At 72.1% G+C, this 1048-nt stretch carries 1 protein-coding gene; it reads right to left on the bottom strand.

The window, feature by feature from the left end; all coding sequences use genetic code 11:
• Positions 1-991, bottom strand: a 991-nt coding sequence (locus ACFV7R_RS47155) for an AMP-binding protein (protein ID WP_385277017.1), incomplete at its 3' end; no start/stop codon positions are given.
• Between the last annotated feature and the right edge of the window lie 57 nt (positions 992-1048).

The following is a 1048-nucleotide window of genomic DNA, read 5'->3' as shown; positions in this document are numbered from 1 at the left end:
CCGCAGCCGCCCCCGGAACCGTCGCCTCCAACCGGTTCAGGAACCACATCCGCTGCTGCGCGAACGACAACGGCACCACACCCGGCCGCTCCCACGCCCGCAACGCCGGCCCCCCGGTAGCAACGGCGCCGTCCACCACCCGAGCCAGCCCCGCCACCGACGGCTCCGCGAACAACTCTCCGATGCCCACCTCAACATCCAGTACCGCCCGCACCCGAGCCACCAAGCGCATCGCCAACAGCGAATCCCCGCCCAGCTCGAAGAACGACGCCTCCGCACCCACCCGCTCCACACCCAGCACCTCGGCGAACAGAGCGCATAGTCGGCGCTCGGTGTCGGTCTCGGCTTCGCGGCCGGTGGGACGGTCGGCGAAGTCGGGTGCGGGCAGGGCGGCCCGGTCGAGCTTGCCGTTCACGGTCAGTGGCATTGCGTCGAGCATGATCAGGGCCGTGGGCACCATGAACTCGGGCAGCCGGCCCAACAGGTACGCCCGCACGTCGGGGATGTCGACGGTGCCGGCGGCGGGTACGACGTAGCCGACGAGCCGGTTGTCGCGCACGGTCACGGCGGCGTGAGCGACGGCGTCGTGCCCGGCCAGGACCGTCTCGACCTCACCCGGTTCCACCCGGAACCCGCGCACCTTCACCTGCGCGTCCGCCCGCCCCGCGAACCGCAACTCGCCCTCGGGAGTCCAGCGGGTCAGGTCACCCGTCCGATACATGCGCTCACCCGTACTCCACGGGCAGGCCACGAAGCGTTCCGCCGTCAGACCGGGCCGTCCCACGTAGCCGCGGGCCACGCCCGGTCCGGCCACGTACAGCTCGCCAGTGACGCCGGGGGGAACGGGTTGCAGCAGGTCGTCGAGCACGTAGGTGCGGACGTTGTTCAGGGGGCGTCCGATGGTCGGCGGCCGGTCCTGCGGACCGATCCCCGCGTCCACCGGGCCGGCGGTGGCCATCACCGTCGCCTCGGTCGGCCCGTACGTGTTCACCACCCGCGCCCGACCCGCCCACCGACTCGCCAGATCTGCCGTGAGCAACTCCGCACC

The organism is Streptomyces sp. NPDC059866 (assembly GCF_042731325.1).
Lineage (GTDB): Bacteria > Actinomycetota > Actinomycetes > Streptomycetales > Streptomycetaceae > Streptomyces > Streptomyces flavusporus.
Note: the sequence above shows the minus strand (reverse complement) of the source record. Positions and strands in the feature narration are given on the sequence as shown.